Source organism: Acinetobacter sp. IK23 (assembly GCF_035615275.1).
Classification (GTDB): Bacteria; Pseudomonadota; Gammaproteobacteria; order Pseudomonadales; family Moraxellaceae; genus Acinetobacter; species Acinetobacter seifertii.
In genome coordinates, this window is the sequence record NZ_JANBNX010000039.1 from 1 (window position 1) to 22,039 (window position 22,039).

The following is a 22,039-nucleotide window of genomic DNA, read 5'->3' on the forward strand; positions in this document are numbered from 1 at the left end:
GCGAAGAAATGGACGATGCCAATTCAAAATTGGCGTTTAGCAATGAATTGGTTTACGATTCAGTTCGATGATCGATTAAAAGATCATTTATAAAAAATGGAACTTACACAAAATAATTTACAGGCTCTGCGGTGGGATCGATCGATGCTTTGTTTGTAAAAGACACCAAGGAAAAACGAGATGAAATGCATGGGACTGTCCGTCTTACTGTGTCGTCTGTGTTAGGGCGCAAATTGGTAGTACCCGCACTAGCAGAATTTGCCACACGTTATCCAGATATTGTCGTGGATTGTGTGCTAACAGATTCACACTCGGATGTGATCGATGAGCGGATAGATATCGGGATCAGATTTGGATTTTTGCCGGACAATCGATATGTGGCAAGGGAATTGGCTAAAGTGAACTTTTATTCTGTGGGTACGCCAGAGTTAATTGATAAGGTCGGAATGCCTAAAAAAATTATTGACCTTGATAAATACCCTCTAACAGCACTATTCGATCATAAAACAGGGCGTTACTGGCCATGGACATTCACCGAAAGTCGAAGCTTCACGCCATCAAAGCCTCGTTTTATTACAGATGATCTAGAAGCTGAATTTCAAGCTATTCTCGCTGGAGTTGGATTCGGACACATGCCTGGATTTCTAGTTTTGCCGTGGCTTAGGAGTGGTAAGCTCATTCAGATACTTCATAAGGAAACCTCTCCCGTTTGGCGCCTGTATTTATATCGTCCACAGCGGGGCCCGACACCTTTGCGAATCCGAGCATTGTTTGATTACTTAGCGGAAGTGTTGGGCCATATAGAAACCTGAATCAGATGGAACTAACTTTTTTCTAGAAAGTAGAAATCAGATAAGACCATCATGTATTTAGAGTAACTACAATTTTTCCTATTTGCTGATTTGATTCAAGATAGCGCTGAGCGTCATGCATGTCCTCAAAGTTAAAGCAACAGTCGATCACTGGACGAAGATATCCTGCACCTATACTGCTAAGAATAAATCGTCTGGCTTGCTCCCTTAGAACAGGATCATGGAGAACCTCAAGGAACAAAAAACCTCGCATGGTTAAGCTCTTGCGTAATGCAACTTTAAGGGGAAATGGTGTGATCTCAGGGCTAAGTGCACCATGCATAACCATAGTTCCTCCTACAGACATCGCTTTTGCAATCTGTTCAATATGAGGCCCTCCTACAGCATCGAAGGCGACATCAAGATGTTCTCCACCTAAACGTAAAACAAGCGCCTCATACAAATCTGGTTCATCTTCAGTGGCTATAACATTTTTAACACCGAGATCCAGTAAACGTTGCTTTTTCTCTATCGTCTGTGTACTTGCAATGACCTTAGCACCCGCTGCTTCAGCTATCTGTATCGCAGCTAGTCCTACGCTACTTGAAGCTGCTGTGATCAAGATCGTTTTTCCTTTCGAAACTCCACCAGCATTGATTACACCACCCCAAGCCGTCAAATACTGCATCCAGATTGAAGAAGCTTCTTCCCAGCTTAAACTATCGGGTTTGTGAACTAAAAAAGTTTCTGGAATCAGAAGTTTGTCCGCATATGTCCCATATTTGGCTAGATTGTCAGTCGGAAGAATCGATACTGCATCTCCTGGAGAAAATTGGCGTACACCTTCACCTATTGCCAGAACTATGCCTGCTCCCTCATATCCCAGACGAGAAGGGAATACTGCCTTTTGAATATAAGTACCACGCCGAAACATTACATCAGCCCGGTTGAGTCCGATCGTTTTCATCTGGATTAGAACTTCTCCTGCTGCTGGTAAAGCAACAGGAAGTGTTTCTAATGTCAGAACATCTGTATCTCCAATACTATTGAAGCGCCAAGTCTTGGCCTGAAGTGCGTTAAATGACATCAATCACGACCTTAATATTGGCAGAGCGATCTTGAACAGCATCATGAGCCTCAATCGCTTGGTCTAGAGTAAAATGACGAGGATCAACAATAGGACGCAGTTTACCTTCCTCAACGAGACGAGTCGCGATCTTAAGGATATCACCATGATGAGCACGGCGATTGCCTGTTAACATCGGCATTAGGACGAATACGCCAGACACTGTGGCACACCGTAGAGATGAACTCGCTAAATTATGATTACCAAATGCAGCACAGCTGGTAATGTGGCCATAGTGAGTTGTCATGGAAAGTGAAGCTTCGAGTACTGGACCACCCACAGTGTCGTAAACAATGTTAAAACCTTGACCCTCAGGGCTTGCAGCAATAATGTCATCGGAAGATGCTGTTGTGTAATCGAGAGGTGTTGCACCGAGTTCTGAAATCAGTGATTGATCAGCTGTACGACCAGTCGCCCAAACATTTGCATCAAGTGCTTTTGCAAGCTGAACAACCATATAACCAACGCCACCAGCACCACCCTGAACCAGTACAGTTTGCCCTGGTTGGACCTTCGCATTATCCACTAAACCTTCCCAAGCGGTGAGGAATGTCAATGGTAGTACTGCTGCCTCGCGCATAGAGATATTCCGTGGCTTTAATGCGATCAGATCAGCATCTGCTACAACATATTCTGCTAAAGAGCCTTGAATACCACGAACGCCACCTATCAGACCGTAAACTTCATCTCCGACGTTGAAGTGGGTGACACCTTCACCAACAGCAGTTACAACCCCAGCCATATCCGTTCCCAACACGGCAGGAAGCTCTGGCATAGCATATGGTGCTTCACCAAGACGAATTTTATAATCAATAGGGTTTACACCACTAGCATGAATACGTACTAGAACTTGCCCAGCCTCTGGTTGAGGTATAGGCAGTTCTACACGTTTAAATTCATGATCACCAAAATTTTCTAGGATAAGAGCATTCATCATCTTATTCATAGTTGTTCCTTATTCTTAACTGGGGGATGATATGCACAGTACCAAAGTAAAATAATCCAATAAATGATATTTATAGGATTTAATAATTCCTAAATAATGAATAATAAATATCATCCGCTTACTAAAAATAGTCTAGTACAGTCTGTAAAGGCATTTTTAATCTAAACTATCGGTAGTATTTTTAAGGTGTGATACGTTCAAAATATCTACAAACTGGCTAAAAGTTGGAAACATAATTCTAAAAGGTCACAGCATAGCATTACAAAGAACATGAGCCAAAATAAAAAAAATGGGAGCTTTAGCTCCCATTTTTTTGTGACTTTCGCATAAGCTCTACTATGTTTATTTAAAAAAATTAAAAATAGAGACAGAAAATTTTCGCTAAAGACCCTTTTGATTTTTCGATTTATAAAAAAATATTGCTTTTTTATACTATGGGGCACTATAGTATAAAAACTAAAAAATAAGGAGGTCTGATGTCTAGGGCATGTCCTCATTTGGCTTTGCACCAAATTAACATGCAAGCAATGTAAATCATAGACTGATAATTTCGTGCAAGCTTATCAAATCGGGTCGCTATCGCTCGGAAATGTTTTAATCTCGCAAAGACATTTTCAACTAGATGACTTAAAGGATATAAATACCGATCAAATTCTTTATTTTCTCTCTTACTATTTGATTTCATTGGGATGATCGGCACAATATTTTGCTTTCTTGGCAATGTCCTAATTTTTTCCGAATCATAACCTTTATCTGCAATCAGATAATCTGCCTCACCAATCAACTGCTCCGCAACTTGGCTGTCATAGAGTTCACCTCCAGTGATTTTAAAATCAATCGGTAATCCATTCGCGTCGGTTGCAAGATGAATTTTTGTGGTTCTTTCACCTCTAGACCGTCCAATTGCTCGCTTGAAACCGTGCCGAGCTCCACTTGCATGCTGATGCGCGCGTATGTAGCTTCCCTCAATGAATACCCATTCTTGATCCAATACGCCTCATAGTTTAAAAAAATTTACCCCACAAGCCCTTACTCGCCCAACGATTAAAGCGGTTATATGCTGTTTTCCAAGGACAAAATTCTTCAGGAATCACGCCATGTTGCATCTGTACATAATTTCCATAAGATGGCTTCCATGATATTTCTACTGTTCTTTGAACAATAACAACCATGAAATTGCATCGTAGACTGGATTTGTTGTCAAATATCATCGGTGAGTAGAGTTCGTGCCATTGAAAAATATACAAATAAAAAGAGGTTAAATCATTCTTTTAAATCTTTAAAATCAATTTTTCAAATGAGGACACGCCTTAATAGATAAACAGTTTCAATATCTTGACTTCGCTTAAAGTCTAGTATGTTAATTTTAGTATAACTCTAAATAATTTGTTTCTTTCGAGTCGCTAACCAACACAAAACTGCTCCTGCTGTCACCATTGCAACACCTTGCCAAAAGATAAAAGATAAGGACGTACTTAGAATTAATGCCGCAAACAAAGCTGATAACACGGGAATAAAATAAGAAGCTCCAGCCATTAACGTCATGTTCCCTGAAATAATTCCAATATTCCAAGCACCATATCCCAAACCTAAAGCACCAGCTGCCATAATCAGAGTGAGTGTATTGTCATAAGTAAAATTAAGAGCTGACCCACTCATGAGAAGGTATTTGATCCATAGTACAACTCCAGTCAAGGCAAAAAATATAGTGACTAGATTTTTACCCTGAGATGTTTTTACTGTCACAGAACAATATGCAGCCCACAAAATAGCAGCAGCAAAAGCTAAACCATAACTAAGAGGATTAGCTTTTAAATTAGTAAATATCTGAAAAAAATCAAATCCAGTATCTCCTCCTAGTACCCAACAAATTCCAACTAAAGCGAATATGCAGCCAGGAATAATTAAAATATTGGCCTTAACGTTGTTAAAAATAATTGCGAATAGTAGAGTAAATGTTGGCCATAGATAATTAATCATGCCAACTTCGATTGCTTGTCTACTGTTTTGCGCATAGCCAATAGAAAGGGCAAAACATAATTCATAAGCAACAAATAAAAGGCTTCCCCACCATAAATAGGATTTTGGGATGGTAGAAAACTTAGGCATACCAACCATGAAAACTAAAATCATGGATGCGACACTGTAAATTAGAGCAGCACCAGCTACAGCTCCAAAGCTCTCACTGACACTACGCATTAAGCCTACATTTGTACTCCAAAATATGACGGCTGTAAGACCAATTAAAGTAGATATATTTCTATTGAGTGTAGGGAGAGCATTTAAAAGCATAACCTATTCCTATTAAGCCTTAGCATTGATTAAATGATGTGATTTCCTTTCTAATAAAGCTATACTTGCAAAAATTGCAACTATAACTAATAAGATACTAGGTGCTAAGGTATTAGCTGTTTGTTGAATTAACCAGGTTGCAACGAAAGGAACTGTTCCACCTAATAGTGCATTAGCAGTATTAAAACTAAAGGCAAAACCGGTATAGCGCACTTGTATAGGGAATTGTTCTGTTAAATATGCAGGTAAGCTCCCATCGTTCATTGCTAATAATGTGCAGAACACGAGCTGAATGATCACCATTTCAATAAAACTGGCAGTTGAAAGTAAGTAGAACAAGGGTACAGTCAGTACGATAAAGCTTAGACCTGCCCAAAGCAACATTTTCTTACGTCCAATTCGATCTGAATATTTGCCCATCACAAAAACTACAGCAATATAAAATAGCAATGAAATTGACCCTGATATAAAGGCTTTGGATTTATTTACACCTAACTCTGTAGCTAAATAATTTGGCATATAACTAAAAATAAGATAGAAGGCGGTGGCATTTAAAGATGCAACTGCAAATGCTTTAAAAAGTGCTGGTTGATACTGAGTAAATAAGGCTTTGATTGGAAAAATTTCTTTGTTGCTATTTTTTTGATGTTCTAAAAACTCTGGGGTTTCTTCTAACTTTACACGGATATAATACCCGATTAAACCTATTGGTGCTGCCAATAAAAATGGAATTCTCCAACCATATTCGTGTAAAAACGCCTCTGACATGAAAGCGAACATCGCCGCTGCCATTAAAGAGCCGAGTAGTAAACCCGTTGCAGTACTTGCAGGAACTAAACTGGTATAAAGTCCTCTTTTTCCCTTAGGGGCGTATTCTGCAAGAAAATTTGCTGCACCAGCATATTCACCTGAAGCGGATAAGCCTTGGATCATCCGGAATATTAATAACATAATCGGTGCAAAAATACCGATACTTTGATAACTTGGTAACAGTGCAATACATACCGTAGCCAGTGTCATTAATATAATCGACCACGATAGTGCATTTTTTCGACCAAATTTATCCCCAACATGCCCCAAAAAAATACCGCCTAATGGACGAAAAATAAATGAAATTGCAAAGATCGCATATGTAGCCATTAATGCTGTTAAAGAGTCACTTTTCGGGAAAAAAACCACTGCAATAACTGTTGCCAAAAAACCATATGCAGCATAATCAAACCACTCCACAAAATTACCAATAAAGCTGGCGCTAGCAACACGTCTTAAAGTATTTTTTTGCTCTATTTGATGATTGTTTTTCATTCTATTTACTCCTAATTAAATAGGCACTCATTTTCAGAGTGCCTATTTAAAATCTTTTATTTGATAATGTTATGTTCTGGACCATATGGGAATTTGGTAATATTTTCATTTCCTGATTCTGTAACGACCAAGATATCATGTTCACGGTAACCACCAGCCCCAGCCATTCCTTGCGGAATCATAATCATAGGTTCCATTGAAATCACCATGCCTGGTTCTATCACCGTATCAATATCTTCACGTAATTCTAAACCGGCTTCACGACCGTAATAATGTGATAACACACCAAAGGAATGTCCATAACCAAATGTGCGGTACTGCAATAAACCTTCTTCATAGAAAATTTCATTTAACTCTTTAGCAATATCACTGCAACGTGCACCTGGGCGAATGAGTTTTAAGCCAGCTTCATGCACCTTGACATTCGCCTCCCAAATTCGTAATGAAGCATCATCACAGTGATCAAAGAACTGTGTACGCTCTAAAGCTATATAATAGCCAGCAATCATAGAAAAGCAGTTTAAACTTAAAATATCACCTTTTTGGACTTGGCGGGTTGTAACAGGATTATGTGCACCATCCGTATTAATGCCTGATTGAAACCAAGTCCACGTATCCATGAGTTCAGAGTTTGGAAAACGTTTGGCAATTTCACGTACCATGGATTGAGTAGAGGCTAAAGCCACTTCATGCTCTGGCACACCTTCACGAATTGCTGCAGTCACTGCAAAACCACCAATATCACATACTGCAGCACCTTGGGTGATATGTGCAATTTCTTCAGCAGATTTAATCATGCGTAGCTTCATGCATGCGGAACTAATATCCACAAACTGCACATTCGGTAAAACTGCTTTTAACTTGTTTAAACGTTCTAAAGGTAAATGATCAAACTCAATTCCTACACGGCCTTTATTTGGAATTTCTTGTGCAACCGCTTTAAAATAGTTATCACGCTGCCAGTCAGTATAAACTACGTTATAGTCGCCAATCGTACGACGCCAAGGTTGCCCAGCATCAATATTTGCTGAAATTGTCACCACTTTTTCTGGGCTAACCACCAGACCGTAGAAGCGCCCAAATGAACAATAAATAAAGTCTGCATAATAGTTAATGTTATGGATTGAACTAAATAGAATATGATCAATTTCTAGCTCTTCCATTAGTTGGCGTAACTTGCTCTGTCTATTTTGATACTCAGATAATGAAAATGTTGCAGAAACTTTTTCACCATTTTCAATGGTTAATAATGATGGTAGTTGTGAAGCAGCAAAATTATTTACTAAAGTATTCATATATTTTCCTAGATCAATGTAATGTAATCAATGAGCTAAGCTTATGCAGAATATGAATAGGGATTTTTGCTAAAAGCGTCAAAAAGTTGTCAAAAACCGACAAGACTAAAAAACACTAATGAGCAAAATCCAGAATGTTACGTTCAAATTTGGGGGAATAGTTAAAAAAAGCTTTATAGGCTTTAGTAAAACTAGATACATTACAAAAACCACATGCCAAAGCAATATTTGAAATGTTTAACGTAGACTGTTTAAGTAGATTCTGTGCATAGGTGAGTCTTAGTTTTAAATAATATTCTTTTGGAGCCAATTGTAGACTCATTTTAAACAAGCGCTCTAAAGTACGCGGTTGAATTTTTACATGCTGTGCAATTTCAGCAATAGTTAAAGGCTCATTAATATTATTTTCCATTAAGCGCAATACTTCTTGAATCTGAAAATCAAGTTTTTTCTTATGTTCAGCAATAGGTTGATGTTGAATTTCATTGCTCTCACGCACTTGATGAACAATAAATTGCTCACAGATTCTTTTAGCAATATTTGGATAGTGTATTTCAACAAGTGCCAAGCCTAAATCAATCGCTGCAAGCCCACCAGAACAGGTAAAACGGTTCGCATCAATGGTAAAAATATGTGGGGTAAACTGTACTAATGGAAACTCTTCTTGTGCCGCTAAGCTATTTTCCCAATGAAGGCTAGCACGAAAGCCATTTAGTAGATTGGCTTTCGCTAATACATAAGCGCCTGTACATAAACCACCTAAAGCAATTTTTTGTTGATCCAACCTATATAAAAAATTCTTTAAGCGTACTGTCATATTTTTATAAAGTTGAAAACCACCACAAATAAAAACTATATCCATGTTCAGTAAATGTGACCAAACACAGGTATGTTGTATTTGAAGACCATTGCTTGCGCAGCTATGATGACCATCTAAACCCGTTACATTCCATTGGTATAAATTGTCTTCTGTAACATAATTAGCCATACGTAAGACTTCAACCATGTTTGAGAAAGCAATCATTGAAAAGTTATCGAGTAATAAAAAACCAATACGCTTAGAGTTTTGTAACATAAATTTAATGTTCTTCACTTTTTTCAATACTTTTATAAAGCAATTTTGAGACCACAATTTTGATTTTTTCAGATTTAAAAGTCACTTTTGTCTTTATTTCCATGAGGCTTTGTTGCATAAAGCCTTTGATAGCAGAGTGAACCATACTGGGTTTGTAGGAGACTTTTTATTTAAGTTAGGCCACCTGAACTAACGGGTTAATTTTATCATAATACTTTGTTTCAAAATCAAAAGGCGATACATAACCAATGCACTGTGTACACGCTTTTTATTGAACCAATCTACCCAATTTAATATCGCAAGTTGTACATCTGCTTTTCAATAGTCAATCACCTCAGTTTTGTATAAGCCATTCACCGTTTCAGCCAAAGCATTATCATAGGAATCACCAGTTGTACCGACTGATGCTCCTAAATTTGCTGCCTCTAACAGGATAACGAATAGAAAGATATTGCACACCTCTATTTAAATCATGAATTACATTCTTTGGCATACATCGGTCACGTAATACTTGCTCCAGTGCATCAAGCACCATATCTGTATTCATCCGTGTTGATACTTTCCATCCAACAATTGCGCGTGAGAACACGTCAATAATAAGGGCGGTATAGACCTAGCCTGAATTTGTTTGAATATAGCTGAAGTCTGCGACCTGACATACAAGAAGCACTGCTTCGCAAGGGTCAGGATGATCAGTACTAAAATTACGGTTCACCAAGCCAACTGCCCGTTTTTGGTCATCTCGTACAAAGCCTTTTCGATTTATAAAAAAATATTGTTCTTTTTTATACTATAGGGCACTATAGTATTAATACTAGCAAATAAGGAGGTCTGATGCCTAATCAGGTTGAAGACAAAAAAAAGATTCTTCTACGCGTCAGAAAGATCAAAGGTCAGACGCAAGCGATTGAAAAAGCGTTAGAAGACAATGTGGAATGTGGTGCAATTCTGCAACAAATATGCTCTGTGCGTGGTGCTATTAATGGTTTAATGAATGAGATGTTGGAGGTTCATTTAAAGGACACTTTAGTATCAGGTGAAACCACAGAACAACAACGAAAAGAAGAACTGGCTGAAATCGCCAAGATTCTAAAATCATATTTAAAATAGACCTGTATAAGGAGTTATTCCATGAAGTCACGTGCTGCTGTTGCGTTTGGTCCTGGTCAACCTCTTCAAATTGTTGAAGTTGATGTTGCACCACCGAAGAAAGGTGAAGTATTAATCAAGATCTCCCATACCGGTGTGTGTCATACAGATGCATTCACTTTGTCTGGCGATGATCCTGAAGGCGTTTTTCCGGCTATTCTCGGGCATGAAGGTGCTGGCGTTGTGGTTGAGGTTGGTGAAGGCGTGACTAGTGTCAAACCAGGTGATCATGTAATTCCACTTTACACCGCTGAATGTGGCGAGTGCGTATTCTGTAAATCTGGAAAATCGAACTTGTGTATTGCCGTTCGCGAAACTCAAGGTAGAGGCGTAATGCCAGATGGTACCACTCGTTTTTCTTACAATGGTCAACCGATTTACCATTATATGGGCTGCTCAACGTTCAGTGAATACACGGTAGTGGCAGAAGTATCATTGGCTAAAATCAATCCTGAAGCCAATCATGAACATGTATGCTTATTGGGTTGTGGGGTAACAACGGGTATCGGTGCAGTACACAACACGGCTAAAGTACAAGAAGGTGATAGTGTTGCGGTTTTTGGTTTAGGTGGTATTGGTTTGGCAGTCGTACAAGCCGCACGTCAAGCTAAAGCAGGGCGTATTATTGTGGTTGACATGAATCCTGATAAATTTGCGCTGGCAAAAGAGTTTGGTGCAACGGACTTCTTGAACCCTAAAGATTACGATAAACCAATCCAGCAAGTAATTGTCGAAATGACTGGCTGGGGTGTAGATCATTCATTTGAATGTATTGGTAACGTGAATGTGATGCGCTCAGCCCTTGAAAGTGCACACCGTGGCTGGGGACAATCCGTAATTATTGGTGTTGCTGGCGCAGGTCAGGAAATCTCTACCCGTCCATTCCAACTGGTTACTGGTCGTAAATGGCTAGGTTCTGCCTTTGGTGGCGTAAAAGGTCGTACGCAACTTCCAGGAATGGTTGAAGATGCCATGAAAGGTAAAATTCAATTAGAACCATTTGTGACACATACGATGGGCTTGGATCAGATCAATGAAGCCTTTGATCTAATGCATGAAGGTAAGTCAATTCGTACTGTAATTCATTACGAATAATTGCGACAAACCTTATACTTTTCCATGCATGTGCATCATGAATGACATGCATGGAATCCTCTAAAACGGCACATCAACTGTAAAACAGATCTATCTGTGTAGGCATCGTGTATAGGTTCAATAAACCTGCCTACATTTTAATTCTTTATCACTATTCTGTGTGGAGAATGTCAGACTCTTTGTTTACTTGATTTCTCATGAAGTCTTGCTCAACATAGGTAATTGATTATGGAAATAATTGAGAAACATGCTTCTTTTGGTGGGTCGCAAGAAGTGTATCGCCATCAGTCAATAGCATTAAACTGTTCAATGAAATTCTCAATATATCTGCCACCTCATGACAAAGATGAGCGGTTGCCAGTTTTATATTGGTTATCAGGACTGACTTGCAACGAACAGAACTTTATTACTAAAGCCGGAGCACAAAAGTATGCGGCTGAACATAAAGTCATTATTGTTGCACCAGATACCAGCCCACGTGGAGAAGATGTACCAGATCATGCAGATTATGATTTAGGCCAAGGCGCAGGATTCTATGTGAATGCAACACAAGCACCCTGGTCACAGCATTTCAAAATGTATGATTATATTGTGGAAGAGCTGAGAAATCTGATTGACCTGAATTTTCCGACCAATCAAGTCCAAAGCATTATGGGGCATAGCATGGGTGGTCATGGTGCATTAGTAATTGGGTTAAAAAATCCTGAGCTGTATAAAAGTATTTCTGCTTTTGCACCAATTGTTGCACCTAGCCAAGTACCTTGGGGGAAAAAGGCTTTTACACACTACCTAGGTGAAACCGAAACTTTATGGAAAAGCTATGATGCGATTGAATTAATCAAAAACGCTGAAGTTCATTTACCTATTTTAGTCGATCAGGGAACAGCTGATGATTTTCTTGAAGAACAGTTAAGGCCTAAGCTTCTTAGTAATATTTGTTTGGAACAAGAATATCCTCTTACACTTAACCTAAGAGAAGGGTATGACCATAGCTATTACTTCATTGCGAGCTTTATAGAGAAACATATAGAGTTTCACAGCAAATTCCTAGCTAAATAACTTTCATAGATATGAGGATGTACAATGTTGTTCTTGAATGCTTCTTGAGCAATATAATTTCCAGATGAAGAGGTCAGCTTATAAATCTAAGGTAGAGTCAATTGATCCTTATATAAATAAGATTGAATTGAATCATCTCATATCTTAATTTTTTTGATTCAAATGTTAATGATATTAACTTGAATAAATTCATAGCATTATGTCGAAATAAAAACCCAGATTTTGGCTCAGCTATGGGAATTTTTTTAACTTTTATACAACAAAACTTTCTGAAATTCATACATTAGCAATGTCAGAATTAGTTTTAATTCTAATCAATTGTGGAGTTTTAGTCATGCTTAAAACAGCTTTATATGTCCGTCTTGAAGCTAAACCGGGTAAAGAAGACGAAGTGGAAGCTTTCCTTAAAGCCGGTTTACCTATTGTAATGGAAGAACCTGCGACAGTTGCGTGGTTTGGCCTACGTCTTGGACCTACAACATTTGGTATTTTTGATGCATTTCCTGATGAGGCGGGTCGCCAAGCACATTTATCTGGCAAGGTTGCAGCTGCTTTGATGGCTCAGGCTGAAGAGCTATTTTCAGAGCCGCCGTCTATTGAAAAAGTAGATGTTTTGGCGAGTAAACTACCAGCTCATACTGATGCTTAAATGTATGAGGGTGCTGCCTGAAATTTCGAATGAAAGGCAGCACTTCAACCCTGTGAGGTTTGTCGGAGTCTTTTTATTCAAGTTGGGCTACTTTATTTAATGGCTTAATCTCATCATTTACATGGGTCAATATCCAAAACAGGGTAAATAAACGAATGCAACTATTTACATGCTTTATATTGAACCAATCTATTTAATTTACTGTCGCATTTGTACATCTGCTAAACCGTGCCAATCTGCTTTTAAAATATTTAATCATCGCTATTTTGTATGAGTCATTCACTGTTTTAGCCAATGCGTTCACGACCATGTCAGTAGTCATACGTGTTGATACCTTCCATCCAACAATCGCTCGTGAAAATACATCAATAATAAAAGTGGTATAGAACAAGCCTGAATTTGTTTAACCATAACTAAAGTCGGCAAGCTGAAATAATATTTATAAAAATAGACGACTGGTCTATTTTTATGTATAGTTAGCACATGGTGTAGTCAAAAGCCGCAGTGTTGCCCAATTTTTTAAAGTTTATTTGATAAATAACGGTGGTTTTTCAAATCAATTAACTGATTATCCTAGGATAAAAATATGCTGAATTTTAACTTTTATAATCCGACCCGTATTATTTTTGGTGGCGATACAATAGCTAAAATCAATGACTATGTGCCTACAGAAGCAAAAGTGTTAATGTTGTTTGGTGGTGAAAGTGCACGTAAGAATGGTACTTTAGCTGAAGTGCGTGAAGCATTAGGTGCAAGAGAAATTCATGAATTTGGCGGAATTGAGCCGAATCCGAGTTATGAAACCCTCATGAAAGCCGTAGAGCTGATTCGTGAACAAAAGATTGATTTCTTGATGGCTGTCGGTGGTGGATCGGTAATTGATGGTACTAAATTTATTGCAGCAGCAGTCAATTATACAGGGGATACATGGGAGATTTTAGAAACCCATGGTACTAAAATTACTCAAGCTTTGCCTTTTGCGAGTGTACTCACCCTTCCGGCAACTGGTTCAGAAATGAATAGCGGTGGGGTAGTCACCAGAAAATCGACCCAAGCCAAATTGTCATTTAGCAGTCCCCATGTTTTTCCGCAATTTTCCGTACTCGATCCGAATAAAACTTTTAGCTTGCCGACGCGCCAGTTAGCAAATGGCGTGGTCGATGCATTTATTCATGTCATGGAACAGTACTTAACTTACCCTGTCAATGCACAAGTACAAGATCGTTTTGCCGAAGGTCTATTGCAAACTCTGATTGAGATTGGACCGAAAATCTTGGACGATTCAGCAGATTATGACACGCGTGCGAATTTGATGTGGGCTGCTAGCATGGCACTGAATGGGCTAATTGGAGCTGGTGTACCACAAGATTGGTCAACCCATTTGATTGGACATGAGCTCACGGCTTTACATGGTATTGATCATGCTCGTACCTTGGCCATTGTGTTTCCGGCCAATCTACAAGTGCGTCGTCAAGAGAAGCGAGAAAAATTACTACAGTATGCAGCTCGTGTCTGGCAGATTGTCGAAGGTGATGAAGAACAACGTATTGATACTGTTATTGCTCGTACTCGAGCCTTCTTTGAGCAACTTGGATTGCCGACTCGTCTTAGCGATTATGGACTGGTGGAGACAGATATTGAGATCATCATTACGCAACTTAAATCACACAATCTTACACAGCTAGGCGAACATAAAACTGTTTCATTAGAGATCAGTCGCCAAATTCTCGCGACGAGCATCTAAGCTAAATGCGCGTATCTGGCATGCTCACGCCACACGGCAAGTGATCATGCAACAATGCTCCTAAATCCTGAAAATTATCGGAAAAATAACATGAAAATTTTAATCGTTTTAACCTCACATGATCAACTTGGCAATACTGGTAAGAAAACAGGTTTCTGGCTAGAAGAACTTGCTGCACCGTATTACACCTTTATTGACTCTGGTGCTGAAGTTACGCTGGCGTCACCTCAAGGTGGGCAGCCACCACTAGATCCGAAAAGTAATTTAGCAGAAGCACAAACTGAAACCACTCATCGTTTTGAAGCTGATCCAACTGCAATGCAAGCATTGGCACAGACGCATAAACTTAGCGAAATCTCTGTAACTGATTATGATGCAGTGTTTTATCCAGGCGGACATGGCCCATTGTGGGATTTAGCAGAAGATCCGATTTCAATTTCTCTGATTGAACAGGCGATTCAGTCTGGCAAACCTGTTGCAGCAGTGTGTCATGCCCCAGGTGTTCTTCGTCATGTGAAAGCGAGTAATGGAGCGCCTTTAGTTAGCGGTAAATTAGTGACTGGTTTCACCAATACTGAGGAGGCCGCTGTAGGTTTGACCGAAATTGTACCATTTTTAGTTGAAGACATGCTTAAAGAAAACGGTGGTCATTATTCTAAAGTGGATGATTGGCAAGTATATGTTCAAGTAGATGGCTTGCTGGTTACTGGACAAAATCCAGCATCTTCTGCTGCAACCGCTACAGCATTACTTCAATTGTTGAAATAAAGAGTAGCTAGTGTTTGTTGTGGTGCTTAGCAGCGAATAAACTTCTGACTCTGAGCAACTGGCGCAATAAGCAAAATAACCCTCACTTAATGGTGACGGGCCTGAGTGAATAGCTTTCCTTCCTTTATTTTTCTATATACAGGAAGGAAGGTTATTTTTTAATTTAGATCAATTAAGCCATGATGACTTGGATACAATAAAATGAAAGCCAGCAAACTTTTTCAAAACTTAAGCTTAGGCCCTTATGTTTTGCAAAACCGTATTGTATTGCCACCATTAACGCGGTCGCGCAGTACTCAGCCAGGGAATATTCCAAATGAACTGATGGCAACCTATTATCAACAGCGTGCCGGGGCAGGATTTATGGTCACCGAAGGTACGCAAATCGAGCCACGTGGTCAAGGCTATGCTTGGACTCCCGGTATTTACAGCCCTGAACAGATTGCTGGATGGTGTAAAGTGACGGAAGCAGTGCATGCTAAAGGAGGCATTATTTTTGCACAACTTTGGCATGTTGGGCGTGTTTCACATACATCTTTGCAACCCGATCATGCATCACCGGTCGCGCCTTCGGCTATTAGGGCTGATAGTAATGTTAAAGTCTTTATTGAGACCGGGCCCAATGCGGGGGCCTTGGCTGATCCTTCAATGCCACGTGCTTTAAGCAATGCAGAAGTTAAAGAATTAGTGCAACTCTATGCTCAAGCAGCGCGTAATGCCTTGGCTGCTGGTTTTGATGGAGTTGAAATTCATTGTGCAAATGGTTATTTGGTGAACCAATTTATCTCTGCACATAGTAACCATCGTGAAGATGAATATGGTGGATCACTAAACAATCGTTTGCGTTTTTTACGTGAAGTAGTAGAGGCAGTTGCTGAGGTGGTTGGTGCAGATCGTTTAGGAGTGCGTTTTGCCCCGCTATTTGAAAGTACAGAGGAAGATCGTGTTTACATGGGGTTGGTTGAAGATGATCCACATGTCACTTATATTGAGGCAATAAAGATACTTGAAGAAGTTGGGATTGCCTATTTATCTATTGCAGAAGCTGATTGGGATAATGCACCAGAACTTCCTCATGATTTTCGTAAAGATGTCAGAGACACTTTCAGTGGTCGGATTATTTATGCAGGTCGATATACGGCAGAAAGAGGGACTCGAATTTTAGAGGCAGGTCTGGCCGATTTAATTGCATTTGGACGCCCATTTATTGCGAATCCAGATTTACCCGATCGTATCGCCAATGGCTGGCCATTGAATGCAGTAGATGCAAGCACTATGTATGGTGGGACGGAAAAAGGCTATATTGATTATCCAGCTTACGCAGATTAATATTGACTTAATGAGTTATTTTGCCAACCTTTGTGGTTGGCAAAATAACGACTTAGGATTGCTGTTGCCAGCACAATTTCTTCTTAAAACAAATTCTTAAAATTTTTTAGCCGTGTAATGAGCCAACCTGCCAGTGGGAAAGAAATCAGTTGCGTTACTGGCACTAATACTATGACTTCAATCAACACCATCATCGGGAAACTTTGATGATGAGTAATTGGCTTTAATAAAGTGAGTACCAGTAATAGTGTGGGATATAAGCCTAAATATCCGACTAAAATACGAGTCATGAGGGCTTTAGAAGGAGAATTCATTGTGCGCTATACTCATGGATTGTAAATTGATCTAATAACAACACATTAATAAGTAATCATTGGGCTGCTGTCATTAATTATGTAATTGATATTTAATCTAATTTTTAAGAAACTTCACTTTTTAATAGAAATTTAGTTGCTCTCAGAGCTTGATGTAATGGTGTTTTATCTTTTTGCAACTTACTCAATAATGCTGCACCTAACCACATTTGGTAAAGTACTTGTGCCAAAGTCGAGGCCTCAGTATCTGCTTGGATAGACTGATCCTGTTTTCCCAAATCAATTAAACCAGCAATACGCTCGATTACATCATCCACGCCAGCGGACATAATGGAGCGCATATCTTCAGATAGATCGGCAACTTCTGCGGCAAGTTTCACAATTAAACAACTATCCGCCCAACCACACTGTGTTTCAGGATCTTCTATCCATAAATTAAAATACTCAATCAGCTTTTGATAAGGAGATTTATCGCTACGCCATACATCATTTAAACAGACTTGGTAATTATCCACATAATGCTGTACCAATTCACATCCGAAAGCTTCCTTGGATTGGAAATAATGATAAAATGAGCCTTTGGGGATCTCACAGCTCTGTAAAATTTCCTGTAATCCTACACCAGTAAAACCTTTATGCAAAATCAGGTCTGAACTGGTGTTAAGAATGTGTAAGCGCTTCGCTTCAGACTTTTTAATAGGATTAGGCTTCATATTAATTATTTACTCTATTATAAAAAATAGACCAGTCGTATTGTTTTTTATTATAACTCCTCTACAATGGATGTAAAGAAATTTTAATCATAATTTTTGATTGTGAAGAGAAATACTTCCAAATAAAACATGGAGTTATATGTGTGAAACAGTTATTAATCAACGCATCGTTTTAGCTAAACGGCCAGTGGGTGAGCCAAAACACAGCGATTTTCGTATTGAGCAAGTTGAACTCAATGAACTTAAACAAGGCGAGATATTGTTAAAAACCATTTACTTGTCACTCGATCCTTATATGCGTGGTCGCATGAGTGATGCTCCTTCATATGCAGCACCGGTTGAAATTGGCGAAGTGATGGTCGGTGGAACAGTCAGTCAAGTGATGGCCTTTAAAAACCCAAAATTCAAAGAAGGCGAGTGGGTTCTTTCCGGAAATGGCTGGCAGGGCTACGCAATTTCTAATGGGTCTGCCTGTCAAAGCTTAGGTATGCAACCTGAACATCCATCTTGGGCATTGGGTATTTTGGGAATGCCAGGATTTACTGCTTATATGGGGTTGTTGGACATTGGTCAGCCTAAAGCCGGTGAAACTTTAGTCGTTGCAGCTGCAATGGGACCTGTGGGTGCTACGGTTGGACAGATTGGCAAAATTAAAGGTTGTCGCGTGGTTGGCGTCGCAGGTGGGGCTGAAAAATGCCGTTATGCAGTAGAAGAACTCGGCTTCGATGCTTGTATCAATCATCATGATGAAAATTTTGCAGAACAATTACAACAAGCAGTTCCCACCGGTATTGATATTTATTATGAGAATGTAGGGGGTAAAGTGTTTGATGCGGTATGGCCATTGCTTAACTCTGCGGCACGTGTACCGGTGTGTGGTGTGGTTTCCCAGTATAACGCTACCGAGCAAGCACAAGGGCCAGACCGTTTACCGGGCTTTATTTCCACCCTTTTAAAAAAGCGTATTCGCATGCAAGGCTTTATTATTTTTGATGATTATGGCAGTCAGTATCCGGAATTCAATCAGCAAATGTCTGACTGGTTGAAAGACGGAAAAATCAAATATAAAGAGCATATGGTGCAAGGTTTAGATAACACGATCAATGCTTTCAATGGTATGTTAAAAGGCGAAAACTTTGGCAAAGTGGTTGTAAAAATTTGAAAAAATAGGAATTATTATGATTACACTACATCATTTAGATCAATCACGTTCTTTTCGCATTTTGTGGTTACTTGAAGAAATCAAGCAGCCCTATGAGCTGAAACGCTATTATCGTGACTCAAGCACGCATTTGGCCCCTGAATCTTTAAAAACCATCCATCCTTTAGGGAAATCTCCAGTATTGGAATGGGATGGCAAAGTTATTGCAGAGTCAGGCGCAATCGTTGAGTTATTAATTCAGAAACTTGCGCCGCATTTAGCACCAGATATGGATGAACCTACCTATGTCGATTATCTACAGTGGATTCATTTCTCAGAAAGCTCTGCCATGCTGCCATTTTTGTTAAAAACGTTTAATGCGATAGAAACCAAGCAAGGCACGAAGTTGGTATTTCTAGAAAATTATACTCAAGTTGAGTTCGATAAGGTATTTGGCCATTTAAATGAATATTTAAAAGATAAAGAATTTCTAGTGGCAGACCGTTTAACCGGTGCTGACTTTATGATGGGCTTTGGACTACATGCTTTAATTTATCATATGGGACAAGGTGAAAATTATCCCCATATCCAACGTTATGTAGCAGGTTTAAGCCAACTACCTAGCTGGCAAGTCGCAGTACAAATTGAACAAAATGGTGTGAAAAGTCAAAAATAGCAAAATTGTTTTTTTAACGCAATTGAGAAAAAGAATCATGATTGACAAGTACATATGATTATAAAATAAGCTGACACTTATTTAAAGTAAACGCCTAATGAATTTCATCGGGCGTTCTCTATTTTAAAGATAAGGAATTACCATTATTTAAGACAAGTTTCGCCTATTCTTTCACTGCAAATTCCTATCAAAAGGGCTTGAATATCACGACGGTTACGTTGAAAGATATAATCAACTTTTGAAAGAAAAGTGACTAACGCACAGCAAGATTAAATTATTCCTTGGGGTATTAAACAAGTAATCTATATCATTTTAATAACATAAACACATATGCGTAAAAATCACGCCCCGCTTAACTGGCAATAGTTTTTGAACCCTCGTATAAAAGCTTAAAAGAATCTAGCAAGTCTTTATTTAATGTTAATACTCATCCAGTATTGAGGTTTTTTATCTCTTCTTGCCTGTGATCTAGGTTGTAATACTCTAATTTCATACTCACCTGAAGCAGGTAAAATATAAATACCATTATCATCAAGCTCTGGAGAATATTCTCCAATATTGATGGAGTCTTTTAATTGATTACCCCATAAGTAAGCTTCAACATTTCCTCCAGTCAACTTCACTTTTAACTTTTGCCCTTTTTTAGCATAAAATTTGTAGGAATCATACTTGTATCCCTCTATCCTTCCGTAATAATTTGCAGAGTAAGCTTTTTTTGCAAACTTAACTACAACAGTCTTTCGTATATCATTGTTATCATTTGCAAGTACGGCTGGGCTAAGCATAGTTAAAGTTAGGGCCATAAAAGCACCAGCTAGTAATTTCGTATTCGCTATTTTCATAAGGTTACCTTAATTCTTGTATCGCCCCTGACATAGTAACATAAGTAATAAGTAACCATGAATCATGGAACAGAACTGTGAATAGTCATAACATAGAGTTGCACTTCAAATGCTAATTTAAGACTTGCGAAATCAATGGTTAATTATTTGGTCACTAAGGAATAGCCAATCTAGATATAAACTTTATTTAACAGATACTTATAAAAATATGTGATGCGTATCATACGCATCATATATAAAGCGTTCTATTTTGATATAATTGATCCAATCAACCCCTTATTAGGTTTCATTTAAATTCCATGAGTCTTACTGATATTAAAGTTCGCCAAGCTCATTGCAAGGAAAAAACCTGTTTTTTATCCGATGAAGATGGGCTTAGCCTGAAGATTGAGCCGAGTGGAAGAAAATCTTGGTGCTATCGCTATACAGATCCACAAACTAAAAAACGTCGACGCATTCAGTTAGGTCTTTATCCTGATTTATCGCTGAAAAAGGCACGACAAGTCAGAGATGACTTTAAAGACAATAATTTCTGTTTTGAACATGATACTGCCTCTAATCTTATCACCTTTGGTAAGGTCGGGGAGGAGTGGTTACAGTTCAAACTGAAGAATGCCTTCAACGATCTACCCCGCTGTGGTGTACTACAGTTAGCAGAAAGATGCTTACAGCAAGATATTTATCCAGACCTTCAGGATTTACCTTTTCAAAACATCAAGCGCTATGACCTGGTTTCAGTAATCAAAAAAATAGAGGGACGCCAAGTAAAAGAACCTGTCAAAAAAGCTTGTAGTTATTTGAACCAAATTTATGACTACGCTGTAGCGATGGGTTATTGTGAGTTCAACATCGCTCATGGTTTAAATAAAATCACCATTAACAGCAAAATCAAGAAAAATTATCCGTATTTGAAAGCGGAGGAAATATCTGATTTTAAGAATAAATTACAAAAATTGGATGCCCATCCCATTATTAAAAAAGCACTGATGTTCAAATTACATACTGGCGTGAGAGGGGCCGAATTGTTATTGGCTGAGCCTCATCATTTTGATTTAAATGAAAAAATCTGGAAAATACCTGCCTTGCATATTAAACAGTTTCGACGAAAAGTTATATTAGGCCATGAGATTCCAGATTTTTTAGTTCCACTTTCAAATCAGGCTTTAGAGATTTTGAAAGACGTCATGCAGTGGTCATACGGTGAAAAATACCTTTTTGCTAGCCCTCGCAAACACAATCAACCGATTCATTTTAATACTCTAAATATGGCCATACGTAAGATGGGGTATGGCAAACATCAACTATCTTCTCATGGATTACGTTCTACTTTTAGTACCATTTTGAATGACTCAGGTTTGTTCCAAGATAATTGGATTGAGGCACAACTTTCACATATTGATAAGAACCGTACCCGTGCCAGCTATAATCACGCTGACTATTTAGCTCAACGGACTGAAATGATGCAGTGGTGGGGTGATTATTTAAGTACTAGTAAGTGAAAATCGTACTTTTATACATAAACTTAAAACATGATGGGGTGTTAAATGGATAGTAAACAATATACTTACCGTGTTAAATGGTCAGCTGAAGATAATGGGTATGTTGGAGCCTGTAAATTATTTTGTGTAAGTTCCATTTTTTATAAATGATCTTTTAATCGATCATCGAACTGAATCGTAAACCAATTCATTGCTAAACGCCAATTTTGAATTGGCATCGTCCATTTCTTC

19 protein-coding genes and 4 pseudogenes are annotated in these 22,039 nt (G+C 38.7%); 11 read left to right on the top strand and 12 right to left on the bottom strand.

The genetic code is table 11. From position 1 onward, the window contains the following. Positions 1–128: 128 nt before the first annotated feature. A pseudogene (locus MSG95_RS17695) lies at positions 129–812 on the top strand (substrate binding domain-containing protein); the annotation flags it as partial. 49 nt (positions 813–861) lie between these two features. Here the strand turns inward: MSG95_RS17695 and MSG95_RS17700 are convergent. The 8 genes and pseudogenes from MSG95_RS17700 to MSG95_RS17735 all read right to left on the bottom strand — a co-directional run. Then, entirely contained in the window at positions 862–1,878 is a 1,017-nt protein-coding gene (locus tag MSG95_RS17700) for a zinc-dependent alcohol dehydrogenase family protein (RefSeq protein ID WP_002126642.1), read from the bottom strand. Beyond that, positions 1,868–2,863, bottom strand: coding sequence for a zinc-dependent alcohol dehydrogenase family protein (locus MSG95_RS17705; protein WP_002126629.1), 996 nt, complete (start codon positions 2,861–2,863; stop codon positions 1,868–1,870). The genes MSG95_RS17700 and MSG95_RS17705 overlap by 11 nt, the downstream gene beginning before the upstream one ends. Before the next feature lie 493 nt (positions 2,864–3,356). Then, positions 3,357–4,045: pseudogene (locus MSG95_RS17710) on the bottom strand (IS5 family transposase). Between the two features lie 195 nt (positions 4,046–4,240). Beyond that, positions 4,241–5,155 carry an aromatic amino acid DMT transporter YddG gene (gene yddG, locus MSG95_RS17715; RefSeq protein ID WP_002126624.1) on the bottom strand — a complete coding sequence of 305 codons (915 nt, stop codon included), beginning with the start codon at positions 5,153–5,155 and terminating at the stop codon, positions 4,241–4,243. Between the two features lie 12 nt (positions 5,156–5,167). Then, positions 5,168–6,460 carry an MFS transporter gene (locus MSG95_RS17720; RefSeq protein ID WP_324624921.1) on the bottom strand — a complete coding sequence of 431 codons (1,293 nt, stop codon included), beginning with the start codon at positions 6,458–6,460 and terminating at the stop codon, positions 5,168–5,170. Between the two features lie 56 nt (positions 6,461–6,516). Next, a complete protein-coding gene (locus MSG95_RS17725) occupies positions 6,517–7,755 on the bottom strand; it encodes a M24 family metallopeptidase (RefSeq protein ID WP_004832908.1) in 1,239 nt (412 codons plus the stop codon). A gap of 115 nt (positions 7,756–7,870) precedes the next feature. Continuing rightward, positions 7,871–8,830 (bottom strand): GlxA family transcriptional regulator, encoded by a 960-nt coding sequence (locus MSG95_RS17730; protein WP_004832906.1) that lies wholly within the window; start codon positions 8,828–8,830, stop codon positions 7,871–7,873. Positions 8,831–9,005: 175 nt separating this feature from the next. Then, positions 9,006–9,575, bottom strand: a pseudogene (locus tag MSG95_RS17735) (DDE-type integrase/transposase/recombinase); the annotation flags it as partial. Between the two features lie 89 nt (positions 9,576–9,664). On the opposite strand from MSG95_RS17735, the gene MSG95_RS17740 reads away from it, so the two are divergent. The 4 genes from MSG95_RS17740 to MSG95_RS17755 all read left to right on the top strand — a co-directional run bounded on the left by MSG95_RS17740 (position 9,665) and on the right by MSG95_RS17755 (position 12,782). Further along, the gene (locus MSG95_RS17740) at positions 9,665–9,940 is read left to right on the top strand and encodes a metal/formaldehyde-sensitive transcriptional repressor (RefSeq protein ID WP_001133624.1); all 276 of its coding nucleotides are present in this window, start codon (positions 9,665–9,667) and stop codon (positions 9,938–9,940) included. A gap of 21 nt (positions 9,941–9,961) precedes the next feature. Further along, positions 9,962–11,074, top strand: coding sequence for an S-(hydroxymethyl)glutathione dehydrogenase/class III alcohol dehydrogenase (locus tag MSG95_RS17745; RefSeq protein ID WP_007393395.1), 1,113 nt, complete (start codon positions 9,962–9,964; stop codon positions 11,072–11,074). Between the two features lie 228 nt (positions 11,075–11,302). Beyond that, positions 11,303–12,133 carry an S-formylglutathione hydrolase gene (fghA, locus tag MSG95_RS17750; protein WP_000402511.1) on the top strand — a complete coding sequence of 277 codons (831 nt, stop codon included), beginning with the start codon at positions 11,303–11,305 and terminating at the stop codon, positions 12,131–12,133. A gap of 334 nt (positions 12,134–12,467) precedes the next feature. Next, on the top strand, positions 12,468–12,782 hold the full coding sequence (locus MSG95_RS17755) for a putative quinol monooxygenase (RefSeq protein ID WP_017386625.1): 315 nt from the start codon (positions 12,468–12,470) through the stop codon (positions 12,780–12,782). Between the two features lie 73 nt (positions 12,783–12,855). Here MSG95_RS17755 and MSG95_RS18955 read toward each other — a convergent pair. Then, positions 12,856–13,185: pseudogene (locus MSG95_RS18955) on the bottom strand (IS3 family transposase); the annotation flags it as partial. Positions 13,186–13,368: 183 nt separating this feature from the next. On the opposite strand from MSG95_RS18955, the gene MSG95_RS17765 reads away from it, so the two are divergent. The 3 genes from MSG95_RS17765 (at position 13,369) to MSG95_RS17775 (ending at position 16,623) form a co-directional block, all read left to right on the top strand. Next, positions 13,369–14,526, top strand: coding sequence for an iron-containing alcohol dehydrogenase (locus MSG95_RS17765; RefSeq protein WP_000931664.1), 1,158 nt, complete (start codon positions 13,369–13,371; stop codon positions 14,524–14,526). 90 nt (positions 14,527–14,616) lie between these two features. Further along, positions 14,617–15,294 carry a type 1 glutamine amidotransferase domain-containing protein gene (locus MSG95_RS17770; protein WP_000697981.1) on the top strand — a complete coding sequence of 226 codons (678 nt, stop codon included), beginning with the start codon at positions 14,617–14,619 and terminating at the stop codon, positions 15,292–15,294. 201 nt (positions 15,295–15,495) lie between these two features. Next, a complete protein-coding gene (locus MSG95_RS17775; RefSeq protein WP_005071529.1) occupies positions 15,496–16,623 on the top strand; it encodes an alkene reductase in 1,128 nt (375 codons plus the stop codon). Positions 16,624–16,706: 83 nt separating this feature from the next. Here MSG95_RS17775 and MSG95_RS17780 read toward each other — a convergent pair whose 3' ends face one another. Together MSG95_RS17780 and MSG95_RS17785 are read right to left on the bottom strand one after the other, a co-directional pair. Further along, entirely contained in the window at positions 16,707–16,937 is a 231-nt protein-coding gene (locus tag MSG95_RS17780) for a hypothetical protein (RefSeq protein WP_004796107.1), read from the bottom strand. Positions 16,938–17,041: 104 nt separating this feature from the next. Then, the gene (locus tag MSG95_RS17785) at positions 17,042–17,650 is read right to left on the bottom strand and encodes a TetR/AcrR family transcriptional regulator (protein WP_017386623.1); all 609 of its coding nucleotides are present in this window, start codon (positions 17,648–17,650) and stop codon (positions 17,042–17,044) included. Between the two features lie 139 nt (positions 17,651–17,789). Between MSG95_RS17785 and MSG95_RS17790 the strand changes: the two genes are divergently transcribed. After that, positions 17,790–18,812, top strand: a complete 1,023-nt coding sequence (locus tag MSG95_RS17790) for an NADP-dependent oxidoreductase (protein ID WP_017386622.1) — start codon at positions 17,790–17,792, stop codon at positions 18,810–18,812. Between the two features lie 16 nt (positions 18,813–18,828). Then, positions 18,829–19,467, top strand: a complete 639-nt coding sequence (locus tag MSG95_RS17795) for a glutathione S-transferase family protein (protein ID WP_005134221.1) — start codon at positions 18,829–18,831, stop codon at positions 19,465–19,467. Between the two features lie 410 nt (positions 19,468–19,877). On the opposite strand, the gene MSG95_RS17800 is transcribed toward MSG95_RS17795, so the two are convergent. Beyond that, on the bottom strand, positions 19,878–20,309 hold the full coding sequence (locus MSG95_RS17800) for a PPC domain-containing protein (RefSeq protein WP_005134223.1): 432 nt from the start codon (positions 20,307–20,309) through the stop codon (positions 19,878–19,880). Between the two features lie 299 nt (positions 20,310–20,608). On the opposite strand from MSG95_RS17800, the gene MSG95_RS17805 reads away from it, so the two are divergent. Next, on the top strand, positions 20,609–21,808 hold the full coding sequence (locus MSG95_RS17805) for a tyrosine-type recombinase/integrase (RefSeq protein ID WP_000059636.1): 1,200 nt from the start codon (positions 20,609–20,611) through the stop codon (positions 21,806–21,808). The last annotated feature ends 231 nt before the right edge of the window (positions 21,809–22,039 follow it).